This window comes from Sphingobacterium sp. LZ7M1 (assembly GCF_024296865.1).
Lineage (GTDB): Bacteria > Bacteroidota > Bacteroidia > Sphingobacteriales > Sphingobacteriaceae > Sphingobacterium.
In genome coordinates, this window is sequence record NZ_CP101134.1 from 4,293,555 (window position 1) to 4,311,837 (window position 18,283).

Here is an 18,283-nt window from a genome sequence, read left to right on the forward strand (position 1 = left end):
AACATAAGGCCTACAAAATTTGACGCCATTCTACCCAATATTGTTGCAATCTTGGTCCATCCTCTCATCCTTAGCATCCTGGTTCCTCCCAAAATCTTGGTCTATCCTCGAATCCCTTTCATCCTGGTTCACACCCCCTCCGGTCTCATATCTCCCATCTCAATACTCAAATCTCATAAAACATAAAAAAGGCCGCATTTTGCGGCCTTTTTTATGTTTTATGATCTATACGCTTACAAAGCACCCATCATTTGAGTTGCGAAAGCATCATCTGGTTTCAACTTCAATGTTTCACCAAAATGTTGTTTAGCTTTAGCTGTGTCACCTTTTAGGTATGCGAAGTAACCGATATAGTTATTAGCATCAGCAGCGTAAGTTTTGTTCGCTTCTTCTTCAGCTTTGCCAGATGCTGTGATAGCAGATAGCAATTGAGTGAATGAATCAACGAATAGACCTTTAGCGTTTTCTGGATCGTACATTACGTTATCCAAAGCTAATTCAGTTAATCCTTTGTAATATAACGCAGGGATTTTGTATTTGTCAACAACTTCTTTCTTAGTTGAAGCAGCTACTGTACCCAACGATTTAACTGCAGCCTCTAAATGTGGTCTAGCCTCATTCATCTTAGCAGTAACTTCTTCAGGAGTCAATTCAGTACCTTCAGGAACGGTTACCAATTTAGAACCGATACCGTACTCAATTTGCCCTAAGTAGAAGTTTGAATCGAAGAAGTAATCTGAACTGTCATTGCTAGCTGGGATCGCAAAGATCTTAGATGCGATTTCGTTCTCACCGTTTTTGAAATATTCAAAAGCAGTTTCTGAGATTTCTTCATCATAGTTCTCATCTTCTGTTTGTTTTGTTTCAGCTACTTTCAATAATTCAGCACCTTTTGCAGCATCACCTGCTACTAAATTTGCCAAACCAGCGTACAAGTAGTCACGACCGATCAAACGTGCAGTATCAACTTTGCTGAATAAAGTAGTCATATACTCCAATGATTTTGGATAATCTTTATCTTGCAAGAAGGAGATGTATCCTAAGTAACGGTATACTTTGGCATCAACACCTTCCACAGTTGATAATTCTTGAGCTACTGTCTTCAATTCATCGTAGTTACCAGAATAAACCAAGAAGTCAGCGTAACGTACTTTAGCGTCTGTTGAAGCGTCACCTGTCAATGACAAGTATTTTTTGTAGTTTTCAACTGCTTTTTGGTTGATTTCACGGTATTGCTCTTCTGGTGCTTTGATAGATGACAAGTAATAAGTCTCTGCCAACTCACGGTAGATTGGACCATATTCAGGGTTTTCACCTGCCAATGTAGTCAATTGCTCTAATACTACGTCATAAGCTTGCGCTCTTCTTGAAATGATTGCTTGACCAATTTTTGGAGCCAATAGGTTTCCATCGATTGCCAAAGCGTCACGGTAAGCTACGAATGCAGGGCTACTTTCACGTAAACCAGCGTAAGCGTCACCTAATGCTGTAGGAATTAATGCATCCTTAGCATTCATTTCTTTCGCTTTAGTCAAGTATTCAACCGCTTTCTTGTAATCTGGTTTTGGTGCATCAATGTACGCTCTACCGATAAAGTAAGGGATTTCATACTCTTTTTTGCCTATGCCTTGTGAAGCTTCTGAGAATTTTGTTTCAGCAGCACTCACATTTCCTTTTTCAAGGTCTACGATACCTAAACCTACAGTATTCAATTTTTCCTTAGGAGCGTTTGTTACACCTTCTTGGAAAACGATCTGTGCCGAATCGACCTTATCGTTGATCAAGTGAATTTGACCTAAGTAAAAATAGTTTTCACCATCTTTTGCCTTTTTCTGAACTAAATTTTGCAACATAGCTTTAGCTTTGTCATATTGTTCAGCTTGAATTGCAGCCTTTGCATCTTTGATACTTTGAGCTTGTGTTGTTCCTGTAGCAACAGCTCCCGCAACTAAAAGGCTTAAAAATAATTTGCTGTTTGTCATAATCTGTTATTTACTCTTTGTTATAAACTAATTTATGTTGTCTTCTCGAATGATGATTTCTCGACCTGGCATCGTGACCGGCAAGAGTCCATATTTCAGAACAATCCGCTGCCCACGGTCTCCTGTCAAGAAAGCAGAAAATCCAATTCCCAATCCCAAATTTGGTTGATAATTCAACACGTGAAACTCTGTCTTCAACGCATATTCATCGGTAGCAAACGTGGTCTGAGAAGGCTTGAAAAAACCAAGGTTTTTCCCGTCTTTCAAACTTTGAAGGCTTAAGATACGAATTTTATTTTCTTCTCCAAATTGTGAAACGCAATCTAAATATTGACCATAGGACATTACACCGATGCTATTTGCATCCGTTAATACCTCTTCTACAACCTCCTTGGAGGTCTTCATACCTTTTACTGATTGCCCTGAGACTTTATCCAATTTTACAAATTCTTTCACGCGTCGAAGAGTACTTGAATTCACATTGTCAAAAACCAAACGTTTTCCCGTATTGGAATCACCCTTCAATAAAGATGTTAACGTCGGAATATCGATTGAAGTATCTCTAGCGCTCAAATTATTGAAAAAAACCACCCCATCATAGAAGGCCGGAAATGTCCTCGGGCTAATTTTTCGACTGCTGAAACCCGCATTTTCTTCCTTGTTCAATAACCTGCTCAAAATCGCAATATCCGCCTCGCCTTTAATTAAAGCATTGATCGCTTCGCGTTCTGGCAATGGAATCAGTTTGATGTTCGCATTGACATAGGATGTCTTGAAAACCTCTACCTGTTCCAGCATGATTGGAAGGACTGCTTCATCAACAATGACCGAAAGTTCACCTGTCAATATATCATCTTTTGAAGTGCCAGCGCCTGCTGTCGTGCTGTCTGCACTTTCCTGTCCTTTATTTCTATTTTGTGAACAGGAAATCGCTGAAGCTACAATCAGAAGCATCGCCAGTACATACCATAATCTACCCTTCATATTATCTTAGAATGATTTAATGCCTCAAGGATTAATTAATTCCTGAAATTATTTTGCCAAAGTCGGGCAAAACGCATAAATGAATAGACGATTAGGAGTATCCCGAAGATCTTTTTATAGGTTGGATCGATCTCAATTGGAAATCCGCTCCAAAAGATGATCAACAATCCCAACACAAAATAAAAGAGGAACATGAATAGTCCTAAAATGGACAGAAATCGCTGTGTGGGCGATTTCTGTCTAAAATTATTTCTTGTTGAATGATTCGACATATCGAATTACATTTGCGACAAGTCTAAGCGAATTGGCAATGAATAACGAACTGGAACCGGACGACCGTTTTGGATAGCTGGTTGCCATTTCTTTGATTTCTTCAATGCAGTGATCGCTGCTTGACCTGTACCGTAAGAAACGTCTTTTACCACTTTAATATCTGTCAAAGCACCTGTTTTGTCGATCACGAATGACAACTCTACTGTACCTTTCACACCTGCATCGATAGCAGCTTGTGGATATTGAAGGGTGCTCGACACGAATTGACGGAATGCGTTGATACCACCTGGGTAAGATGCTGGAACCTCAACTGCCTCAAAGTCATAGACTTTGTTAGCGTCTCCGTCCTCAACTCCTTTTGTACTACCCGTGATAGCACCTTCCACTTTCTTCGGACCGAACTCTCCAGTAGGAACACCTGATGCACCTGGGGTACCTTTCAGGGTAATACGTGCTGGAGTAGCGTTTTTCTCTTTAATCTCTTCTTGAGAAACAACCTCTTCTTTTACTTGTCTCGCATCAACAACCTTAGGCTCTGGGAAACGGATTAGGTCTTCCGCCGGTGGTTCCTCCGCGATACGCTGAGGTGGCTCTTCCTCTTGAGGTAGTGGTTCCTCTTCTTCAGGTGGTTCAGGGATCTCTAAATCCTCTAAAGTAACTGGAGTAACTTCTACTACTTCCTCAACAGGTTTCTCAGGAAAAAGCTTTATATCGAAGGCTTTTACAGCCGTGAAAGCAAGGACTACTGCCGAAACTGAGAATAAAGCGATGTTGGTAGCTTTTGGTGCGTATTTACGCAATGCATATGCTCCGTACTCTTTATTTCTATTCTCGAAAACGACATCTAGCCATTCTTTCTTAAATAAATCTAATTTTGAACCGATCATTTTTTTCCTTTTTGTCTGATGAATTATTCGTTATAGATTCCGTTTGTTTTCAAAACCTCAACTTCTTCAGGTTTGATTTTCGAAATCATGAAACGTTTAACATCAGTGATTTTCATTTCATCTAGTATATCAACGAGGTTACGTTGTACTGATCTGTCACTTGGACGGATTACGACGATTAGGTCTTTTCCTCCTGACACCTGCGGAACCTGAGCTTTCTTCTCAAGGACGATCTTTCTGATTCCTTCTTTGCTATAGTCTACTACAGCGGGTGCCGAGATTGGGTTTGCTAATTGTCCATAATACCAAGCGATCTTGTTATCTGATCCTAGCAATAAGGTGATCGAACGGTTATCTGCGATTTCAATCTCAGGGTTCAACTCATTCTTGTCCTTATTCTTATCAGGCATGTTAACATCCATGGCTTGTGGCTTGTTCAAGGAAGTTGTTAGCATGAAGAAAGTAATCAGAAGGAATGCTAGATCCACCATCGCGGTTAAATCTACACGACCTCCATTTTTCTTCGACCTAACTTTGCCGCCTTTTTTGCCGCCGCCGGAGTCTTGATTTAATTCTGCCATTTTCTCTTATTATTTTTCCTGACGTAAACCGGTAACAAAGAAGAATTTGTTTTGTTTTTGGTTTCTCAGTGTTTCAATAATCAAATTCATTACCGCGTACTTCTCTTCCGCATCTGCTTTGATCGCTACTTTCATCGCTCCTGGATCTGACCAGTTCTTCACTTTGGTCTCTTGGTCACGGTTGAATTCTACCGTTGCCAAGCGAGCCTGTTGAACCCAATGATACAACTCGTTTGAAAGTTCTTCGGTGCTATCCACGGGGATACCTGGTTGAACCTCTAAAGTACGTTTGTCATTTGGTAATGAAAGTAGGGCACGCAATTGCTTGAAAGGTACTCCAAACTCATCTAGTCCTTTAAACTTCTCATAATCTTGTTCTGAGAACGCAACACCATATTTTGCCGACATATTCTTAAGAGTTTTTACGCGAACCTCAGGGTTCTTCTCTCCAAAAAATACTTTCCCTTGGTTACCTACGGTGATAACTGCTAAGTTATCGTCCGGTAATTTATCCAACGTAGTGGATGCAGGGGTGTCTACGGGCATTACTTCTGGCTGACGTGCAGTTGCTGTCAAAACGAAGAATGTAAGAAGCAAGAAAGACACGTCACACATCGCCGTCATGTCGATCGATGTGCTGGCTCTTTTTACTTTTGCTTTTCCCATTTCTTTACTTCTTTAATGTGAACACTCTATTTCTTTTTAATAATGATGCGAAACCGTTGAACATTGCATAAAATAAATTCAACTTTTTTTCGAATCTTCTTATTTGTGGTTTGCAGCGTATGTTTGTACGATTGAGAAACCAGCCTCGTCAATAGAATATGTTAACGTATCGATCTTAGAAGTTAAGATGTTGTAGAAAATAATCGCGATTGTAGATGTACCGATACCTGTTGCCGTGTTGATCAAGGCCTCAGAAATACCGTTCGCTAATTTTGCTGAATCTGGTGCACCACCTGTAGCTAAAGCCGAGAACGCTTTAATCATACCTGTTACTGTACCTAATAGACCTGTCAATGTACCAATAGAAACTAATGTTGCGATAACGGTTAAGTTCTTCTCTAACATTGGCATTTCTAAGGTAGTAGCCTCTTCAATTTCTTTTTGGATTGCTAATACCGATTTCTCTGTATCTAATCCTGGATGTGCTTCAACATCTTTATATTTTAAAAGACCAGCTTTGATTACGTTCGCTACGGAACCTTTTTGCTTGTCACACTCTTGGATAGCTGAATCAATGTTACCTGATCTCAATAATCCTTGTACTTTTCTTACGAAGTTACCTACGTTTCCTGTTCCAGATGCTTTACCAATAACGATAAGACGCTCGATTGAAAACACCCATACCATTAAGAATAAACCTAGAAGAACTGGTACTACGTAACCTGCATGGTAAACCATACCGTAGTAGTTACCTGGTTTTGGTTGGTTCGCTGGATTCTCATCGATAAAGTTTGAAGGATCACCCATCACAAACTTGTAAACCAAGAAACCAATTACTAGACAAATGATAATTGCTAAACTTGCAAATAGATTACCCGCATTGCCACTCTCTTGTTTAGCTGGGGTTGTAGTTTTTGGTGCGTTTGCCATTTTTTACTAATTTTTAGATTTTTTACTGTTGTTTAATTATTAAGTTAAATTCAATTTAATGCAAGCTAAATGCCGTTATTTTACATTAATTCAAAACAAATATAGCATTTTCTGTTAAAAACAAAATTAATTTGAAGATATCTGATTATTTAACTTTTAGGCTGTGTTACCTACTCATTGACGTTCTTCAGCAGCTCTCAAATCAATGCTTCTTTTGTCGTATCACATAACGGTTGAATATTCCATATTTTTTACAATGAAAACCATTTTTTTTTTGAATTGCAAATTATCAAATCGTTAAATGTTAAAAATAAGTGAGTATTTACTTACAATACCGCCCGCCTTTGCACCCCCTATTTTTAACCAAATCCCCATTATTTCTTTGTTTTTTAAACGTTTACAGGACAATTCCATGTTTAACCACCAAAGGATTTAACTTGATACTTCTCCGAACTTAAATATTGTATAATTTTTTCTTTAAAATCACCTTGTATCAATATTTCACCATCCTTGGCACTCCCCCCTACGCCACATCGCTGCTTCAATTTACGGGCTAAATCATCCAAATCTGAACCAGTCCCTATAAATCCCGTCACGATGGTCACAACCTTCCCCTTCCGCTGTTTCTTGTCCAAGCCGACCTTCAGTTTCTGCTTCTCATTGGGAAGGGTGTCCACTTCCTCCATCCCATCCGAATCGGTATATTCATAATCGTCAGAGGTCGAATAAACGATCCCTTCGAATCTTTGCTTCTTCTGTTTTGCCATAACTAACAAATAATCTTGAGGGCATTGCCCTGCACTTCTATATCAATCTTGTTTCCTAAATCCATCGGCTCTCCATCCAAATGCAATGGTGCCTTTCCCTCCTGCTCGATACAGATCTTCTTCCCTGGTATTATTTCTACATACTCGGATTGGTCCGCAGTCTTGTTGAAGAGATGGAAGATCATCATCGGTAATGTATATAACGGAAATTTATGCACAATACATACATCCAATACCCCATCATTGATGGATGCATTCGGCGCAATGTAGGCGTTATTGCCATATTGCGGTGAATTCGCAACCGATATCATAAAGGCCTCCCGTTCATAGACCTTACCATCAATGTTCAATGTGTATTTCTTAGGCTTATACTTACTAATAACGTTAATTATCGTGCGAAGGTATCCAACCGGCCCCCTAAATGTTTCCGAAGCAAAGCGATCACTTACTGAAGCATCAAAACCGATACCCGCAATATTGAAGAAACAACGTTCCCCGATCTTTCCACAATCGATGTCGACCGATTCAAACCGATTGATCCTGCGCAAAGCTGCCGACTCATTCATCGGAATACCTAAATAAAGCGCCAATCCATTCCCAGAACCCTCAGGGACAATGCCCAATGGAATATCACTGCCCACCAAGGCCGTCCCTATTTCATTGATCGTGCCATCGCCACCTACGGCAATGACGGCATCGTACTGCTCATCTATCGCAGATTTAGCAAGTTCATAGGCGTGATTAGCGTGATTGGTAATCTTAAACGTCGGGTCAAACCTGTTTAAATCCAGTACTTCGAGTACCTGTTTATTAAACGTTGTTTTCTTCTTCCCACCAGATACTGGATTGATTACAAACAGTATGCGCTTCTTTCTCATTTACGTCATTTAATTCCGCTAAAGATAATAATTTGGATGAAATACTTTTTAAATATTGCAAAGTATCGTAGCTTTGTGCCACACAAAATGTGGACTGATTTGCATTTAGCATTATCATAATGTAAATGGGAGATTGCAACCACAGTAAAAAAGTGCTAAAACCATTCGGGACAAATGATTTTTCACATACTGCCTGCTATTCCCTTCAAACGTTTATTATTTTTATGGCATATTTATTTACCTCCGAATCGGTATCTGAAGGACATCCTGACAAAGTCGCAGACCAAATTTCGGACGCTTTAATCGACAACTTCCTCGCTTGGGATGAAGATGCCCGCGTAGCTATTGAAACCTTAGTTACTACTGGACAGGTGGTTTTAGCAGGTGAAGTGAAGTCCAAAATCTACTTGGACGTTCAAAAGATCACTCGCCAGGTTATAGAAAAAATCGGATATACTAAATCCGAGTATATGTTCGAAGCGAATTCCTGTGGAGTTCTTTCGGCAATTCACGAACAATCCGCCGACATCAACCAAGGGGTAGATCGTATCACAAAACAAGAACAAGGCGCTGGTGACCAAGGTATTATGTTCGGTTACGCCAATAACGAAACTGAAAACTATATGCCCCTGGCATTGGACCTTTCCCACCGTCTTTTATATGAACTTGCAGCTCTAAGACGCGAGAACAACGAAATCCAATACCTTCGCCCTGATGCTAAATCACAGGTAACCTTGGAATATGATGACAACCATAAACCGGTTCGCATCGACACCATCGTGATCTCAACCCAACATGATGACTTCGCTTCTGAAAAAGAAATGCAGGCGAAAATCCAATCTGATATTGAAAACATCTTGGTTCCTCGTGTAAAGGCTCAATTGAAACCTGAACTACAGGCGCTATTCACAGATAAAATCAAATACCACATCAACCCTACCGGTAAATTCGTAATCGGTGGACCTCATGGCGACACCGGTTTGACAGGTAGAAAGATCATCGTCGATACTTACGGCGGTAAAGGTGCGCACGGTGGCGGTGCTTTCTCTGGAAAAGACCCATCCAAAGTGGACCGTTCTGCAGCTTATGCCACTCGCCATATTGCCAAAAACTTGGTGGCAGCGGGTGTTGCTGACGAAATCCTGGTACAGATCTCTTACGCTATCGGTGTAAAAGATCCTATGGGTATCTATGTGAATACCTACGGAACCAACAAGGTGAACAAAACTGATGGAGAAATCGCCAAGATCATTGCTGAGCTGTTCGACATGACTCCTTACGGCATTGAAACACGCTTAGGCCTTCGTAACCCAATCTACGCTGAAACCGCAGCATATGGCCACATGGGAAGAACACCAAAAACGGTAAGCAAAACTTTCGAAAACTCGAATGGCGAAACCAAAACTTTGGAAGTGGATCTTTTCACTTGGGAAAAGCTAGATTTTGTCGAGCCAGTGAAAAAAGCATTTGGTCTTTAAGATCAAAAACATAAATAAAAACGCTTGAAAATTTCAAGCGTTTTTTTGTGCAATGCTCCGGACCTTGCTTTGACCTTATTCGAGACACATTCGGAAAATTCGGAATGTGTCTCGAATAAGGTCAGAATAAAATCGAGAAATTTTGGTGAATCAATCAAACATCTAGATCAGTCTCAGACTTTAAAAATCGAAAAAGCCTTAATTTCAGGAGATCCTTCAGAATCAACTATGGTTAATCTAACTTTTGATGTATAAATATCATCAAATTTTTGGATTCTTTTGTTCCCTATTGATTCCCCAGAACAAATCTCGACCCATTTATTTCCGATCCATGCTTCAACTTTATACTTCCTAATTTTTTCACCGTTCCGAATATTCTCTTGAATAATGATCTGATTAATATCTTTTGGTTGTTTAAGGTCAAGAGTGACTGAATTGCCAACAAGATTTTTCTGAGATTTAATAGGGTTTGAGGAAATCTTTAGCAATTCATGCCCAAACTCTTCAAGCCTTTGAAAATCTTCCTTCGGCACTAAACCACTCGTATCAACTACGATCCCTAACAACATATTGGAGTTTCTTCCTACGCTAGTATAATAGGAACTGACCAATTGCTCTAAAGATAGCATATCTTGTCCTGATTCTTTCCAAAACCACCCTCCTTGCCATCCTGTTCTAAGTGGAAAATCAGCTTCTCCAGGGCACCAAATTTTACCATTAGGACTCCCGCTCAGACCATCAATGACAATAGTCCCTGTCGCAGAGGTTGTAAAATCAGATCGACTCCAGTTCGGGTAAGGAGCTCGTCCCTCTTCATTCCCGATCCAACGAATCAAATTATTCGCGTCATTGGGGCCCTGAAATACCACCGCATCAGGCTGCAACCTTTTCAATAAGGGTGCTAGATCTGGCCCGCCTTCATTTACGGGTAAAACTCCACCATCGAACCAAATTTCAAAAAGTTTTCCATAATTAGTCCACAATTCCGTTAATTGAGTCTCAACAACCTTATTATACTCTTCTTGGGTTATGGGCGATCCTTCCTGGACTTTACCGGGATTATCCACATGTAAATAACCGTTTGCAGAGGCACTAGCATAGATCCCTGGCTTGAGGCCATATTTCTTACAGGAATTGATGAAATCAAGGACTAGGTCTCCCTTTCCATTCTTCCAGGGAGAATTACTAATATTATAGTCATGTGCTTTTGTAGGCCACAGACTAAATCCAGAGCCATGCTTTGCAACCAGGACAGCATATTTTGCTCCTGCGGCCTTGGCTGCCCTGATCCATTGATCAGTATCCAATTTACTGGGATTAAATATGGATGCAGGAGGATGTGAACCCCATTTTCTCCAGTTATAATCGGGCACATAATTCACCACATCAAAATGGAACATCGCTCCAATTTCTGCTTCCGCCCAATCAACTTGGGCGGAAGAAGGCTTTACTTCCTTTTGTTGAGCCAAACAGGTCCCTCCAAAACAAAGGAAAAACAGACAAATCGCATATTTCTTAATTATCATTTCCATCCCGGGTTCTGGGTTAAGTTAGGATTTAAACTGATTTCTTCTAGTGGTATCGGGAAAAGATACATCTTATCATCCCACAGCCTTTTTTCAATTGAGGTATATAAACGGACATAATTATTTTGATTTACAATTATCCCATTTACTTGAGAAGCGGGATATTTTGCTTTCAGCTCGGGCGTTAGCTTCATCCCCAGTATTGTTTCTGGCTTTTCAATTCGTTTACCAGCCTTCCATCTTAATAGGTCATCAAACCTGAATCCTTCATCGGCCAATTCCACCCTTCTTTCCCTTCTAATTTCATCGATTAAAACAGACACTTCGGGAAATGAAGAATTAGGATCACGCTTTAAGGTTGATATGGTCATATCAGCCATCCCGACCCTTTTTCTCAATAGATTAATGCTTTTGTCAATGTCTGCCTGTGTGGCAAGGCCCAGTTCCGCCTTTGCTTCCGCATAGATCAGCAAAATCTCTGCATATCGAAATATAAAGAAATCCAAAGTCGATTGATTCGCTTGCCACATTGCTGGATCGGAACTTCTCCCTTTTATCAACTGATAGCCCGTATTAGCCGTATTGGTCCCAATTCTTGGAAGATCAATGACATCTTTAGAACCATCGCTATTTTGCAAAAGTACAAACCCTTTGGTAGCAATAGTCTGTTGTGCTCTCGGATCTCTATTTGCAAATTCATTTTCAGGGGTATCCTCACCTTTATATTGAGGGCTCAAAGCCGTAGGTAATCCATCTATACAAAGGTAATTCTGAACAAAATCTTTACTATATCCTGTCCCAGATTCACCTAAAGTCCTACTGATTCCATTCATCAATATACTTTGTAAAAACCGGCGTCCTAAAATAGACTCTGGATTACTATTTAATTCTTGTTGGATGAACAGATTATAATAATCCGTCTTAGGATTTCCTGTTGTGAAGAGTGAGAATTTCTTTGAATCCATAATCAGATCTGTTGCCTTCAAGGCTTCCTGCAAATATTTCTCACTTCCTTCAACATTAAAATATTTCCTCCTTGTGCCTTCCCATAAACATATTCTAGCTTTTAAGGCCGCTGCTGCATATTTATGAATTCTTCCAGCTGAAACATTATCTGCAGGAATATTTTCTACTGCAAAATTTAGGTCAGCTAAAATAGAATCCATGACAATATTACGGGATGTTCTTGGGGCATATAGTTCAGGGCTGTCTTCCGTCAAATCTTTACTGTACCATGCCACATCGCCATATCTTTTTGTTAATCCCCAATAAAATAAGGCTCTAAAAAACCTGACCTCACCTGCATATTGATTTTTGACAGCTTGTGAAGCTTCAGCATTCATATATCGCTGTAAAAAATAATTTACGTTCCTGATATTCGTCCAATTGTAAGAAGCATCCGCTGTAGGAACCACATATTGACCAGCTAAAAAGTTATTGATACTACTTGGCACCTTATCATCAGACTGATTGTCCTGGATAAAATTTTGAGCAGGTAGTGAAGGATAAAACTGATTTGCATAAAGCATCAGATCATTTTCATTCTTAAAAAACGTGGGTTCCGAAATTGAAGAAAGCGGAAACCTATCTAAATAAGTGTCTTTTTTGCATGAGAAAAGCAAAACCACTTGACTTATTAATATAATTCTTATTATAGTTTTCATATTCAAAGTACTTTAGCAAAAATTAAAATCCTAATTGTAGTCCAAACGCAAATGACCTAGTTTGAGGTGCGTCTTGGAAATTGAAAACTTCAGGATCAAACGCATCGAAAAGTTTGGTGAAAGTAAATAGATTTTGACCTGATAAATAAGCTCTTACTCGGCTAAGTTTTACCTTATTAGCCCAAACTTGAGGAAGAGTATATCCTATCGTCAATTGTTTCACCCTCAGATAAGAGGCGTCCTGTAGGTAACCGGTTTGAGTCTGTGAGTTTCCTCCATTTCCAAAACGAAGCCTTGGGAAAAAAGCATCTTGATTCTCAGGAGTCCAGTAATCGGTGGCATATATAAAAGGAACATTCCATTCACTGGTAAATCCCCAAAATGCACTATTGCTTATCCAAGCATCTCGCTTGCCGATACCCTGTAGGAAAGCAGTGAAATCAAAGCTTTTATAATTTACCCCTAAATTCAATCCAAATGAATAACGAGGAGTAGAATTACCGATTATCCTCCTATCACCAGGATTGGAAACCGTATTATTGCCAAAGTCAATCTTCCCATCATTATTTAGGTCTGCATATCTAATATCTCCAGGTCTCCAAGCACCTCCCCAAATTTGACTCTGGTTAGGGGCCGAATCTATTTCCTGTTGACTTGTAAAAAAGCCTTGAGTTTCAAAACCCCAAATTTCTCCATCTAATTTGCCTTCATACCAATTGCTGAAAATTTGACTCGTGTTAAGTGGGTATTTTGTAAGCTTAGAATGGTTGTCAGCGAAAGACAATAAGAGATCATAAGAAAGGTCTTCATTAATTTGATCGTTCCATCCTATACTTAGTTCCCAACCTTTGGTAATTAAAGTCCCAGCATTTTGGTTTGGAGACGCAGTTCCTAAAACAGCGGGTAGCGGAACACCTCCAACTAGCATATCCCTAGTTCTTCTTTCATATACATCAAAAGATCCTGATAAACGATTGTTTAGAAATGTAAAGTCCAGCCCGAAGTTTGTTGTTGCAGACTTTTCCCAAGTAAAGTCATTCCTAACTAATCCTGGGGCCAATACGCCAACTCCGGTTTGATTGCCAAAAATATAGCTCAGACTATTATTGATTGGCATTGTTGGAATATATGGATAGAAATTCGCTGCGGAATAAAGCTGATTTTGATCGAATCCTTGATTTGGTAATTCACCATAGGATCCTCTAAGTTTTAGATCATTCACAACATCCCTTATCCCTTCCATAAAACCTTCTTCCGAAATTCTCCAACCTGCAGAAATCGAAGGGGTGAAAACATATCGGGTTTTTGATGAGAATCTGGACGAACCATCATATCTGCCATTTATTTCTAGCAAATATTTACTGTTAAAAATATAGTTCAGCCTAAATACCGTTCCAAATAGAGCCCATTCGTTTTCAGCACCAGTGATGCTTGGTCTAGGATCATTATTTAGATTTATAGCAGGTTTTGTAGGATCTACTAAATTATTCGCAAAAACACCTAGTCTTTTATAATGGTTACTTTCTTGGTTAACCCCAAGCATGGCCTTAAAATAATGCTTTTCAGCAAAGGTGTTTTCATAAGTAGCAAAAGCATTCAATGCAAAATAATTGTGATTGTCTGTGGTTTCAGAAACGGAAGATGGGCTAGTCCATGGAAACGTCCCTAATAATATCCCATTTACACCATATTCCTTAAATGGAATTTGATGACTTTGATTAAAATTATTGTAGGCGTTCCAAGTATAGTCGGCCACAATGGAGACATTTTTTATTGGTTTAATTTTCACCCCTCCCGTTAACCATAAGTCATTGGAATATCTTTTCCTTTTTCCATTATTTGCAGCCACAGCAAATGGATTGGTAAAACTACCTTGTCCAGCGAAATTTCCATCAGGATGCCTGATAGGCATTATCGGTCTTAAATCTCCAGAAATCCATCCACTAGATGTCCCGCCTGTAACCACTCCCGCTGCTTCTTTATCAGAGATGTGTGTCAAGGCAAAATTCCCAGTTATTGTAAGCCAATCTGTAATATCAGAATTAACTTTCAAGGAAGGATTCAAGCGTTCATATTTTTGACCAGCCTCCTTAAAAAGGCCTTTCTGACCAAGATAACCTAGCGAAGCAATAACAGATGTTGAACCCTGTCCTCCTTGCAAGGATAAATTATGCCTTTGCATGGGCTCAAAACCTGGATACTGTTCTTTTATCCAATCGGTGTTCCCAACGTATCTGTATTTTGCAGGGTTTCCGGGATCTACATAAACAGGTAAATTATTTGCAGGGTCATTGAAATATGCCTCGGCCCGGATTGAATCTTCAACTGTAAAAGCTTCTGTAGCGGTTGTTCCTCCATCCTGACCATTTCTATTGGCTTCCCTATGCATTCTGATATAATCAACGGAATTAATATACTCTGCCATTTTTGTCGGCCTAGACATGGTATACTCTCCTGAATAGCTTATTTGTGGTTTTTGACTTTTAGGATTTTTGGTTTGGATCAATATCACCCCATATGCGGCCCTACCCCCATAAATTGCGGCAGCTGCGGCATCCTTTAGGACGGTAACATTCTCAACATCGGATGGGTCAATTGAATTCGGATCCCTTTGTACACCATCAACAAGGATCAGAGGGGTTGCCGTGCCACTGTTTATGGACCCTGTCCCTCTGATATTGAATGAGGAACCTGTGCCTGGTTTTCCATTAGCAGACGAAATATTTAGATTTGGAACTAATCCCTGCAAACCCTGTCCGAGATTTGCAATTGGTCGATCTTCCAATTTTTTAGCACTTACCGTACTTACTGCTCCCGTTAAATTTTCCTTCCTTTGAGATCCAAATCCAACGACTACAACTTCTTCCAGATCACTGCTCACCGTTTTTAGAACCACTGAAAGTTGATTTTTCCCTTGGGTTGAAACTTCTTGACTCTGATAGCCCATGGAACTGAATACCAATACGGAGTTTTCAGAAGGAACTTCTATAGCGAACTTTCCATCTATATCGGTACTGGTCCCTTGGGAAGTACCTTTAACCAACACACTGACTGCGGAAAGATTTTCACCACTTTCGTTCATGACTTTCCCAGAAACAACACGTGTTTGGTCAATTTCTTTTACTTCTGGCTTAGTACGCTCAAATTCGGTATTACTTGTTAAGGCAATTGATCTTCCTTTAATTTGATACTTTATGGCTTTGCCATTGAACAAGACGTTTAAAGCCTCAGAAATGCTTTTGTTCTTAACATTAACTGAAAAAACAGAATTTACATCTAAGTCCTTTTCATCGTAGATAAATGTATAACTTGATTGCTTACTAATGTCAATCAAGATGCTTTTTAGATTAGTATTATTATAATTTAAGCTAACCTGTTGTGCTCTAATGTTTCCTAATGAAAGCATGATTGAACTCAGAAAAATCAGTACGGTTAACTTTATTGTAAAATAAGTCTTCGAGAAATGTAGGTACTTAATAAAATACCCAATATTAATATTGATCATAAGTATTTTCATAAACAATACATGGAAAATGAGATTTTACAGTATTGTAGGTTTAAGGTTATTATATGAATTAGGTTAAAAAGTAAGAATATAGCCTTTCGCAAGATCTTACATCCCATTTATAGTGAGCGCCTTAGATTTAAGATTTTACCATAACCCTCCTTTCTTCAACATAAAACTTAATACCTGTCTTCAATTCAATTGCTGCCAGAACCTCCGATAAGATTGCATTCCTTGGAATTATTGCTGAAAGACGTTTTGATCCATGCTTACCCATGTCAACTTTGACATCATACCATCTTTCTATTTTTTTTGCAAATTCATTTAGGGGTTCATTATTCAATATATACATCCCATCCTTCCAAGAGTAAATCTCTTCGACATTGACAGAACTCACCTTAGGAAGCGAGTTTATATTAGAAACGGCTTGTTGTCCCGGCTTCAAAATAACTTTATTGTCTAGGCTAGGATTTTTCACGGCTAGACTACCCGAGATAAGCGTTGTATAGGTATTATCATTGTCCTCATAAGAATTAATGTTAAAACTTGTCCCTAATACTTCAATGATTTGCCTGTCTGCATTTACAGTAAAGGGTTTCTTTTCATCTCTAAAAACATCAAAATAGACTTCACCCTTGATGCTTACTTTTCGCTCACTTTTATCAAATACGGATGGAAAACTGATAGAAGAAAGTGCATTCAACCAAACTTTGGTACCATCAGGAAGTGTAACCTGAAATTGACCGGCAGCAGGTGTAGATATAGTGACAGATTGGGCAACATTTAATTCACTTATTTTAGTACCATCTGCATAATGAATGGAAGAATTTGATGAAACTATACCGTTATTGTCCTCGTCCAATGGAATTGAAGCCTGCCCATCTAAAGATAGATATGCCTTCTTTGATCCAGGCATAACATTTTCACCTTTAGTAACGACATATTGAGTTCGGTTTTTTTGAGGAACTATTTTATTATTCCATAGAAAGACAAAACACAAAGCAACAATTATAGATGCAGCAGCTAACAAGAGGTAAGTCCCCTTTTTATCCTTCTTTTTAGTGATTAAATTAAGTTTTCCTTGGATTTCGATTAGGTCATCAATTATTTCCGCGTCAGAGAGGTCTTTGCCATCTGTATTAATATTTAGATACCAATCCTCAACTTGAGCTTTTTCAAACTCAGTACAATTACCAGATATATATTTATCTAATAGTTCCTTTTTTATAGAATCTTTATGATTCGCCATTGAAGTTTATCCTTGATTACTTATATGACGAATGAAAGGTGTATTGGGGGGGTAATAATTATAAATATTTACAAAAGAAAATCAACATCAGGTAAAGAATGCTCCCAAACTTCATTTTCAACAATCTCAGTGCTAGTTTAATATATCCTCTAACACTGTGTTCAGAAATATTTAGCTTATTGGCTATTTCTTTATGACTTAAATATTCCTTTCTACTTAATTCAAAAACTTCCTTAACCCTAGGGGATAACCTATCCAGAACACTTTCGATTTGTTCAGCAAGTAGTTTTTCACGCAATAAATAATCAGTTTCTGAGGATATTTGTTGACTAGGCTCAGTGAGGCTTTCTAAATATTTTAACTTAGATTTTTCTTTAGAAATATAGTCAATAACTCTATTTCTAATTGCCGCATACATATAGGAAGAAACTTGGCCATTAATGGAAAGGTCAGCCCGTTTTTGCCAAATACTTATAAATAAATCATGGACTATGTCTTTTGCGACTTCTCGATCTTTCAATTTTTGATAGACATGCAAATATAATGTGCCAAAATACTTGTTGTAAAGCTCTTGAAAAGCAATATTATCTCCATCTTTCAATTTCTGAAGAAGAAATAAATCATTAATATTTTGGACATTTTGCATAAAAATCGTTCTCTAAAAAGGAACCCTCCATTCTCCAAAAAATTCTATTTAATGGTCCAATGAATATAAGACAAATGATATTACAGGAAATTAGTTCTATTTCTGAGTTATAGGTGTTAATTCAACATGAATTTACCTAAAAAAATCACTATTCCTACTAAAATCCATTCAAATAATATCGACAAACTCATCACAATGGCAATTTCATTCATTAGCATTGCACCTATTTACAAAGGAAAATGTCCATAGAAATTAGTATTAACAAAA

The 18,283-nt window shown here is 38.7% G+C and carries 15 protein-coding genes; 1 reads left to right on the forward strand and 14 read right to left on the reverse strand.

All coding sequences use genetic code 11. From position 1 onward, the window contains the following. Nucleotides 1–233 precede the first annotated feature (233 nt). From NMK93_RS18385 to NMK93_RS18425, 9 genes are all read right to left on the reverse strand, one after another. Complete coding sequence (locus tag NMK93_RS18385; protein WP_254530283.1) at nucleotides 234–1,982, reverse strand: tetratricopeptide repeat protein; 1,749 nt, start codon at nucleotides 1,980–1,982, stop codon at nucleotides 234–236. A gap of 27 nt (nucleotides 1,983–2,009) precedes the next feature. Continuing rightward, complete coding sequence (locus NMK93_RS18390) at nucleotides 2,010–2,966, reverse strand: PstS family phosphate ABC transporter substrate-binding protein (protein WP_254530281.1); 957 nt, start codon at nucleotides 2,964–2,966, stop codon at nucleotides 2,010–2,012. Between the two features lie 35 nt (nucleotides 2,967–3,001). Beyond that, nucleotides 3,002–3,238: a hypothetical protein gene (locus NMK93_RS18395; protein ID WP_093099596.1), complete on the reverse strand. Its 237-nt coding sequence runs from the start codon at nucleotides 3,236–3,238 to the stop codon at nucleotides 3,002–3,004. Nucleotides 3,239–3,244: 6 nt separating this feature from the next. After that, a complete protein-coding gene (locus tag NMK93_RS18400; protein ID WP_185213225.1) occupies nucleotides 3,245–4,126 on the reverse strand; it encodes an energy transducer TonB in 882 nt (293 codons plus the stop codon). Nucleotides 4,127–4,149: 23 nt separating this feature from the next. Continuing rightward, nucleotides 4,150–4,707, reverse strand: coding sequence for a biopolymer transporter ExbD (locus tag NMK93_RS18405; RefSeq protein ID WP_185213226.1), 558 nt, complete (start codon nucleotides 4,705–4,707; stop codon nucleotides 4,150–4,152). 9 nt (nucleotides 4,708–4,716) lie between these two features. Continuing rightward, nucleotides 4,717–5,373: a biopolymer transporter ExbD gene (locus tag NMK93_RS18410; RefSeq protein ID WP_093099602.1), complete on the reverse strand. Its 657-nt coding sequence runs from the start codon at nucleotides 5,371–5,373 to the stop codon at nucleotides 4,717–4,719. A 99-nt stretch (nucleotides 5,374–5,472) separates the two neighbouring features. Continuing rightward, the gene (locus tag NMK93_RS18415) at nucleotides 5,473–6,303 is read right to left on the reverse strand and encodes a MotA/TolQ/ExbB proton channel family protein (protein ID WP_093099604.1); all 831 of its coding nucleotides are present in this window, start codon (nucleotides 6,301–6,303) and stop codon (nucleotides 5,473–5,475) included. A 416-nt stretch (nucleotides 6,304–6,719) separates the two neighbouring features. Then, nucleotides 6,720–7,070 carry a translation initiation factor gene (locus NMK93_RS18420; protein ID WP_185218451.1) on the reverse strand — a complete coding sequence of 117 codons (351 nt, stop codon included), beginning with the start codon at nucleotides 7,068–7,070 and terminating at the stop codon, nucleotides 6,720–6,722. A 2-nt stretch (nucleotides 7,071–7,072) separates the two neighbouring features. Beyond that, a complete protein-coding gene (locus NMK93_RS18425) occupies nucleotides 7,073–7,948 on the reverse strand; it encodes a diacylglycerol kinase family protein (RefSeq protein ID WP_185213228.1) in 876 nt (291 codons plus the stop codon). A 224-nt stretch (nucleotides 7,949–8,172) separates the two neighbouring features. Between NMK93_RS18425 and metK the strand changes: the two genes are divergently transcribed. Next, on the forward strand, nucleotides 8,173–9,426 hold the full coding sequence (metK, locus tag NMK93_RS18430; RefSeq protein ID WP_254530279.1) for a methionine adenosyltransferase: 1,254 nt from the start codon (nucleotides 8,173–8,175) through the stop codon (nucleotides 9,424–9,426). 173 nt (nucleotides 9,427–9,599) lie between these two features. Here metK and NMK93_RS18435 read toward each other — a convergent pair whose 3' ends face one another. The 5 genes from NMK93_RS18435 to NMK93_RS18455 form a co-directional block, all read right to left on the reverse strand. Continuing rightward, on the reverse strand, nucleotides 9,600–10,958 hold the full coding sequence (locus tag NMK93_RS18435) for an alpha-L-fucosidase (protein WP_254530277.1): 1,359 nt from the start codon (nucleotides 10,956–10,958) through the stop codon (nucleotides 9,600–9,602). Further along, nucleotides 10,949–12,616 carry a RagB/SusD family nutrient uptake outer membrane protein gene (locus NMK93_RS18440; protein WP_254530275.1) on the reverse strand — a complete coding sequence of 556 codons (1,668 nt, stop codon included), beginning with the start codon at nucleotides 12,614–12,616 and terminating at the stop codon, nucleotides 10,949–10,951. The genes NMK93_RS18435 and NMK93_RS18440 overlap by 10 nt, the downstream gene beginning before the upstream one ends. Nucleotides 12,617–12,638: 22 nt before the next feature. Continuing rightward, nucleotides 12,639–16,022, reverse strand: coding sequence for a TonB-dependent receptor (locus NMK93_RS18445; RefSeq protein WP_254530273.1), 3,384 nt, complete (start codon nucleotides 16,020–16,022; stop codon nucleotides 12,639–12,641). Nucleotides 16,023–16,260: 238 nt separating this feature from the next. After that, on the reverse strand, nucleotides 16,261–17,370 hold the full coding sequence (locus NMK93_RS18450) for a FecR family protein (protein ID WP_254530271.1): 1,110 nt from the start codon (nucleotides 17,368–17,370) through the stop codon (nucleotides 16,261–16,263). A 58-nt stretch (nucleotides 17,371–17,428) separates the two neighbouring features. Next, on the reverse strand, nucleotides 17,429–18,016 hold the full coding sequence (locus tag NMK93_RS18455) for an RNA polymerase sigma factor (RefSeq protein ID WP_254530269.1): 588 nt from the start codon (nucleotides 18,014–18,016) through the stop codon (nucleotides 17,429–17,431). Nucleotides 18,017–18,283 lie beyond the last annotated feature (267 nt).